Genomic DNA, 6951 nt, shown 5'->3' with positions numbered 1-6951 from the left:
CTATGCAAGCTCCAGCTATTACCATCCGGATCTTTTACGGTAGCGAAACGGCCCCATGGGGTTTCGTCAACCTTGCCTGCTTCTATACCTTTCGCTGCAAGGTCTGCTATAGATGCATCAATGTCGTCGCATTTTATAACAAAACCCTGTATACAGCCGGGCGTAAGCTCGGGGAACCAATTTACCAGTGTTATGGTTGTGCCGCCATCGGGCAGGCCCAGCTGGATCCAATTGCTGCCACCCTGAAACGGCGCTTCAACAATTATACTAAAACCCATTTTCAGGTAAAACTCTTTTGCAACTTGCTGGTCAGTAACCGGGATGGAAATTATTTCTATCGATTTCATAAAATTATAGGTTTAATGTTCATGCTTGTGTAATAACAAGTTGTATCAAAAATAAAGCTGATATTTGTAAGTTATCTAATAAAAAGGATATTTTTTTACGATGAGTAAATTTACTGTACCAGATAAAGTACTGTTTGTATGTACAGGGAGCAAATGCGCAAAACGCGGCGGTAAAAGCATGTATAAAATCGCCGAAAAATTTGCCAAACACAGCAAGGGAGATATTGAAGTGATACGTATAGAATGCACAGACCGGTGTGATTATGCACCGGTCTGTACTATGTCTCCTGGAAATATCTGGTTGAAAGAATATTCGGAGAAAGATGTTTTAAAGCTTTTGTTAACCAAAGATTAAGCCTCGCTGTTGTATTTGATATCGCCAACGTGCTTATCAATCTGCCATCTGCCGGTACCTTCTTCGCCAATAACATCGAATAGCTCCAGCGCCCGGCGTGCTTTATATTCTTCTTCGCGTTGCTCTTTCAAGAACCAGTTTAAAAACTCGTTGGTTACAAAATCCTGCTCTTTTAGGCAACGGGCATAAATATTTTTGATAGACTGGGTAACGCTAATTTCCTGGTCAAGCGCTTCTTCAAACACTTCACGGAACGAGTTGTACTCCTGTTTGATACCGGTAACCTCTGGTGAGACAGCATTGCCGCCCATATCCAGTATATACTTGTATAATTTTAGCTGATGTTGCCTTTCCTCTTCGGCTTGTTTAAAAAAGTAGTCCGATGAGTTGTCGAAACCGTTACGGTTACACCATGATGCCATTGATAAATAAACGGCTGATGAATATGCTTCTTTTTTAACTTGCTGGTTTAAAAGCATTTCTACTTCTGCAGAAATAAGGCTTCTTACGCGGATAAGATCTTTCATATTGATATTATTTAGAACTATTTAACATGGCAACAAACGTGCCGACTTAAATAATAATACAATATACGGCTATAAAGTACCGGATAGCGAAAATAAAGGCAATATGAATTCAGTCTAAATTATTAAACTGCAATACGATACAGGCGGTCTTGTAATATACTGTTCAATTGCAGCATTACAAACGTGCCTTCCATTAATTCTTTAAGAGCAATGATCTGCATCAGGGTGAGGATGTAAGTATGATCGCAGGCGCAGATAAAGATAATTTCTACGTCGGGGTCTTTAGAGGTTTCAAGTAGTTTGGCTTCGATATCTACGTTGTATACCGCTTTTTTAAGCTTAAGTAAACAACGGTAATCAAATCTGGCAACTTTACCGGCAAAATCAACATACCAGCAACGTTCAGCATCGCTTTGATATACAGCGCCTTGTTTGGTGCTGAATACATCTACCCAGGTACTTGCTTGCGGATCTATTAGAGTTGTAACCATTTGACGGTACAAAAGAGCGCATTATTTATAATTAATCCAAATAATGTTAGTAATTTATTTATAATGATTATTAACAAGGCAACTTATAACTTTACCGCCATGAATATCAAAGCCTGCATATTTGACCTCGACGGTGTAATTGTAGATACAGCAGTGTATCATTATAAAGCGTGGAAACGCCTTGCCAATGAAATGGGCTTTGATTTTACCGAACACCAGAACGAACAACTCAAGGGTGTAAGCCGTATGGCATCATTAGAATTAATATTGGGCTGGGGAAACGTTACCAACAAAACCGAAGCTGAAAAACTGGAGCTTGCCACCCGCAAAAACGACTGGTATACCGAAATGATTGGCCAGATGACACCTGCCGAAATATTACCAGGTGCACGTGAGTTTGTACAGGCCTGCCGCGACGCCGGTTTAAAAACGGCTATTGGCTCGGCCAGTAAAAACACCCCTACTATATTGGCCAAGCTGGAACTATTGCCTTTGTTTGACGCCGTTGTTGATGGCAACAGCGTAAGCACCCCCAAACCCGACCCCGAAGTATTTTTGAAAGGCGCGGAAGAATTAAACGTTGAGCCATCGGCCTGTGTGGTTTTTGAAGATGCCATTGCCGGTATAGAAGCTGCCATAAATGGCGGCATGAAAACCGTGGGAATAGGCTCGCCGGACATGCTTACTCGCGCGGATATGGTGGTAAGCGGTTTAGATAAAATGACATTGGATATATTAGATAAATTGTAAGGATGAAGATTGGGATGTTTATACTTTACTTATTTGTTTCGGCTATAGCTTTTGGTCAGAAGCCTGTTCAAAAGATCAGCATAACACATTTAACCCAAAATTTTTATGTGTGCACATCGTACGGTTATCCAGATGATAAATCGCCTGCATACCCGGCTAATAGTTTATTCGCGGTTACCGACAAGGGTATTATTTTAGTTAATACCCCCTGGGGCGATGAACAAACCCAGCAACTGATAGATAGCGTTAAACAACGCTTTAATAAAAAGATAATATTTTGTGTTGCCACCCATTTTCATGACGACTGTGTAGGTGGCTTAGATGTGTTAAAAAGGCAGGGCGCTAAAACCTATAGCAGTAAACAAACTTATGCGCTTGCTAAAAAAGAAAATAATGAGCTGCCGCAATACACCTTTGCCCGCGATACCACATTTAATATTGCCGGCATAACCTTGCAAACCTATTACCCGGGGGCAGGCCATACACAGGATAATATTGTGATTTGGCTGCCGCAGCAGCGGATACTTTTTGGTGGCTGCCTGGTTAAAAGTTTAGAGGCTACTACAAAGGGGTTTACAGGCGATGCCGATCTTACACAATGGCCACTAACCATTAAAAATGTAGCCTCTCGTTATAAAGCCGCGCGGTATTTAATTCCCGGGCACCTGGCATGGCAGGGTGGCACAAAACAACTAAACCACACGCTGCAGATCCTTAGTAAGAAATAGCTTATTACTTACGCTCTGGCCTTAATTTTGCCCGCTCTTTAATAATGGCTTTAACGGCGTGAGCTATAAATTGCTTTTGCTCCTCGCTTAAAGTGGTTACTTTACTATCGCCATCAAACTCGTAGTTTATTTTGCCATAAGCATCGTTTTTAGCCTTAAAGCTTCTTCCATTTTCGTCGAACTCCAGGTAGCCGCCGTCCGAGATATGTTCTATCCCGTTTTCCTGCTCGTTAAAAACCACCTTGCCCGAGTATTTTATTTTTTGGGAAAAATTATCTGTGTTGTTAATAATGGTTGTTGATTTACCCCAATCGCATGCTGCTACAGTACCTAATATTATTAATGCCAGTACAATAATTTGTATTTTTTTGCTGATCGATTTCATGATATTTTTAAATTGATAAACAAAAATACACATTACATGGTATTATGCAATACATAGTACTATAATAAATTACAATACGCTGTAAATCAGTATAATAATTTCATTCACTGCGTAAACTTTTAACCGGATTAACCAAAGCGGCCTTTATCAACTGGAAACTTACTGTAGCTAATGCGATACTAATTGCTATAACCCCTGCCAATAAAAATATGCTCCAATGTATCTGAATACGATAGATATAATCTTGCAGCCACTTATTCATAAGGTACCAGGTTATGGGCGATGCTATGGCAAACCCAATCACTATCATCACCACAAACTCTTTTGAGAACAGGTAAACTATACCAGATACCGAAGAGCCCAGCACCTTGCGGATACCTACTTCTTTTATCCGCTGCACAGCCATAAAAGATGCCAGCCCGTATAAGCCAAGGCAGCTTAGCAATATGGCAATTGCAGCAAAGCTTTGGTATATTTTTGACAGTTGGCTTTCCTGTTTATAGTAAGCCGCTATGCGCTGGTCCATAAATTTGTATTCAAAGGCATAGTCGGGATAAACTTCATTCCAAAGCTTTTCTATACCTTTTATTGAAGCGCTCATGTTCGCCGATGATAACTTGATATTACTAACTCCATACTGATTTTTTAAGGTAGTGATCAGCATTGGCGCATACTCGTCCTTAAACGAGCGGTTATGAAAGTTCTTGAGTACCCCCACTATCCTGCCTTTGGCAAATTTGCCTAAAGCTATCTGCTTGTTCAAGGCATCCTCAGGGTTTTTGAGGCCCAGCTTTTGGATAACCGCCTCGTTCACCAAAAACTCCCGTATGGTGTCCGAAGATGCAACATTGCGCCCGGCCACAAGCTTTAACTTATAAGTCGGCACGTATTGTTCGTCGGCCATCTGGATGATGGAATAAAAATCTACTTGTTTAATGGCATTATCATAGGTAAACATCGTCCAGTTATCATCTTCGCCGGCAGGCAGGTCCGAGCTTAAACTCACCTGTTGTATGCCACTTATATCTGTTAGCCTCTTTTTAAGGTAATCGAGCTTACTTATTGCGGCACTGTCCGACGGAAAATGAACATTCACAATAGCATCTTTATCAAAGCCCATACTCTCGTGCATAAAGTAGTTCATTTGCTTTACAATGATGATGGTGCAAATGATCAACCCCTGCGCAATAATAAACTGAAATACCACTAATGCGTGCCTTAAAGAGATCCCCCTGGATGTTTTAAACGCCACCTTGCTTTTTAAAGCATTGATAGGGTTAAAACCCGAAAGTACTATTGATGGATAAAAACCCGCTATAAACGTTACCCCTACCGTTAACGCTACCACAAAAGCCGCTACCTTAAATTGCAGCAACATACCGGCGGATAACGGCAGATCCATTATTTTGCCTACCATTGGCACCGCTAAAACACTTATCCCTGCCGATAGTACCAGAGCTAATAAAACGATGACCAGTGTCTCGGCCAAAAACTGCATTTGCAATTGCCCACGGTTACCGCCAAGCACTTTACGTACGCCAACCTCTTTAGCGCGGTTTACCGCTTGGGCGGTTGCCAGGTTCACAAAATTTACACACGCAATGATCAGGATGAATGCCCCTATCATCCAAAGCATATTTATCATTTGCGGGGTGATAGATATGTTGGAGTAGTTGTCTACCTTATTATCAAAGTGCACATTACTTAACGGCTGGGCCACTTCGCTGTCCTTATTTTCGGGCGAGCGATATTTTTTCATCAGCGCCTGTAGTTTGTCGGTTAATTGCACCCCGGTCATGCCCGCGGGGGCCAGTACATAGCAGCCATAAAATCCACCTGTGCTGTCATAATCGGTGGACTTAAGCATGTTAGCCGTACGGCCAGTACCTAATGAAAACACTACCTTAAACTGAAAATCGGTGTTCTTAGGAATGGGTGCCAGTATGCCGGTAACCTTTAAAACTTCTTTATTATCCCAACGTATTATTTTGCCCATTGCCTGGCGCCAATCGCCAAAGTATTTATCGGCGGTCTCTTTGGTAAGCAATACCGAATTGGGGTTACTGAGCGCGGTTTTGGTATCACCCTGCAACAGCGGGAAATCGAATATTTTAAAGAAGGATGGCGTAGTTGCAAACACACCCTCTTCTTTAAACTTCTTTTCAATTTGCCCGGCGGCATTCAAAACCTGTATCTGCTCGTTATAACCATGAAATACCGGAGCATAGGCTTCAAGTTCGGGGATATCGGTTTTAAGTGTTTGTGGTATTCCCTGCGCAATGCCTGAGCCATAAAATATATCTTTTGAATCGGCATGATGATACTCGGTAAGCATGCGGTAGATCCTGTCTTTTTTACTATGGAAATTATCAAAGCTGGAATGAAATTGTATCAGCACAAATATCACAAGACAGATGGCGATACCCGAGCCAAAACCTATGATGTTAATGAATGTATACGACTTATGGCGCGACACATTGCGCCAGGCAGTTTTAAATAAGTTTTGTAGCATAGCAAAGGTTTATTTAAATTTTGAGTGATCACCTAAAATTTATCAAAGTGAATGCCAAGCCACAAAACCCTGTTTTTCATACAGTAAGGGCATTTTATATTCAACAGTTGTACGATAACTGACAGTTGTACGTACGATTTCGTACTTCACATCCGTACATCTTTTCATTAATAAATTCATCCTCATCTAATGCCGCTCGGTTGTAATAAAAAACTCAATTAAGGGATGATATTTCCTGATTATTGACTATTATTAACAAACCAACCAATTTACCTGATGGCCAAAAGGAAGTTACTGCTGTTGCCTCTATTTTTATTTCCGCTGATAGTTATTTTATCGCAATGCTTAAGCACAAAGGAGGCACATGAAGCACAAGATCCACGCGGCGAAGCTTATGCCGGGGCTAAAACTTGTGTTAGCTGCCATAAAGATATCAGCAACAGCTACCCGCACATGGCGCATTATATCGCATCTTCGCCGGCGACAACTCAAACTGTACACGGCAGCTTTTTACCAGGGTTAAATAACGTTACTTATAATGATCATACAAAGGTTGTGATGACCAAAACCGATAGTGGCCTGTACCAAACCAATTATGTAAATGGCAAAAAGGTAGAAACCGCGCGCATAGATATTGCGATGGGTGGCGTTAAAGGCGAAAGCTATTTGTATTGGAAAGAGAATGAATTATTCCAGTTACCTGTGTCATTTGATAATATAAAAAATCACTGGATGATGAGCCCCGGTTATGATACCGTTATGGCCAGTTTTGACAGGATGATAAACTTACGCTGCATGGAGTGCCATACATCAAGCGCTAAAACTGAGCCGGGTAAGCTTCCAAGCTTTTCGGGTG

General features: G+C 41.4%; 9 protein-coding genes. 4 read left to right on the top strand and 5 right to left on the bottom strand.

What is annotated here, in order from left to right; translation table 11 throughout:
* On the bottom strand, positions 1-347 hold a 347-nt coding region (locus tag JWQ85_RS04580; protein ID WP_299464623.1), incomplete at its 3' end, for a VOC family protein.
* Positions 348-447: 100 nt separating this feature from the next.
* Between JWQ85_RS04580 and JWQ85_RS04575 the strand changes: the two genes are divergently transcribed.
* The gene (locus JWQ85_RS04575; protein ID WP_299464620.1) at positions 448-702 is read left to right on the top strand and encodes a (2Fe-2S) ferredoxin domain-containing protein; all 255 of its coding nucleotides are present in this window, start codon (positions 448-450) and stop codon (positions 700-702) included.
* On the opposite strand, the gene JWQ85_RS04570 is transcribed toward JWQ85_RS04575, so the two are convergent.
* Positions 699-1229: a ferritin gene (locus JWQ85_RS04570; RefSeq protein WP_299464617.1), complete on the bottom strand. Its 531-nt coding sequence runs from the start codon at positions 1227-1229 to the stop codon at positions 699-701. The genes JWQ85_RS04575 and JWQ85_RS04570 overlap by 4 nt on opposite strands.
* A 122-nt stretch (positions 1230-1351) precedes the next feature.
* A complete protein-coding gene (locus tag JWQ85_RS04565) occupies positions 1352-1720 on the bottom strand; it encodes a hypothetical protein (protein WP_299464614.1) in 369 nt (122 codons plus the stop codon).
* A 63-nt stretch (positions 1721-1783) separates the two neighbouring features.
* On the opposite strand from JWQ85_RS04565, the gene pgmB reads away from it, so the two are divergent.
* Both pgmB and bla read left to right on the top strand, forming a co-directional pair.
* The gene (gene pgmB, locus JWQ85_RS04560) at positions 1784-2470 is read left to right on the top strand and encodes a beta-phosphoglucomutase (RefSeq protein WP_299464611.1); all 687 of its coding nucleotides are present in this window, start codon (positions 1784-1786) and stop codon (positions 2468-2470) included.
* A gap of 2 nt (positions 2471-2472) precedes the next feature.
* Positions 2473-3198: a subclass B1 metallo-beta-lactamase gene (gene bla / locus JWQ85_RS04555; protein ID WP_299464608.1), complete on the top strand. Its 726-nt coding sequence runs from the start codon at positions 2473-2475 to the stop codon at positions 3196-3198.
* A gap of 4 nt (positions 3199-3202) precedes the next feature.
* Here the strand turns inward: bla and JWQ85_RS04550 are convergent, their stop codons facing one another.
* Both JWQ85_RS04550 and JWQ85_RS04545 read right to left on the bottom strand, forming a co-directional pair.
* The gene (locus tag JWQ85_RS04550; RefSeq protein ID WP_299464605.1) at positions 3203-3583 is read right to left on the bottom strand and encodes a hypothetical protein; all 381 of its coding nucleotides are present in this window, start codon (positions 3581-3583) and stop codon (positions 3203-3205) included.
* A 100-nt stretch (positions 3584-3683) separates the two neighbouring features.
* Positions 3684-6095, bottom strand: a complete 2412-nt coding sequence (locus JWQ85_RS04545; protein WP_299464602.1) for an ABC transporter permease — start codon at positions 6093-6095, stop codon at positions 3684-3686.
* Positions 6096-6371: 276 nt separating this feature from the next.
* Between JWQ85_RS04545 and JWQ85_RS04540 the strand changes: the two genes are divergently transcribed.
* Positions 6372-6951 (top strand): hypothetical protein (locus JWQ85_RS04540; protein WP_299464600.1); only part of this gene is annotated, 580 nt, incomplete at its 3' end.

This window comes from Mucilaginibacter sp., assembly GCF_028288105.1.
Taxonomy (GTDB): Bacteria; Bacteroidota; Bacteroidia; order Sphingobacteriales; family Sphingobacteriaceae; genus Mucilaginibacter.
The sequence above is the reverse complement of the archived record's forward strand: the minus strand, read 5'-3'. Positions and strand labels throughout refer to the sequence as shown.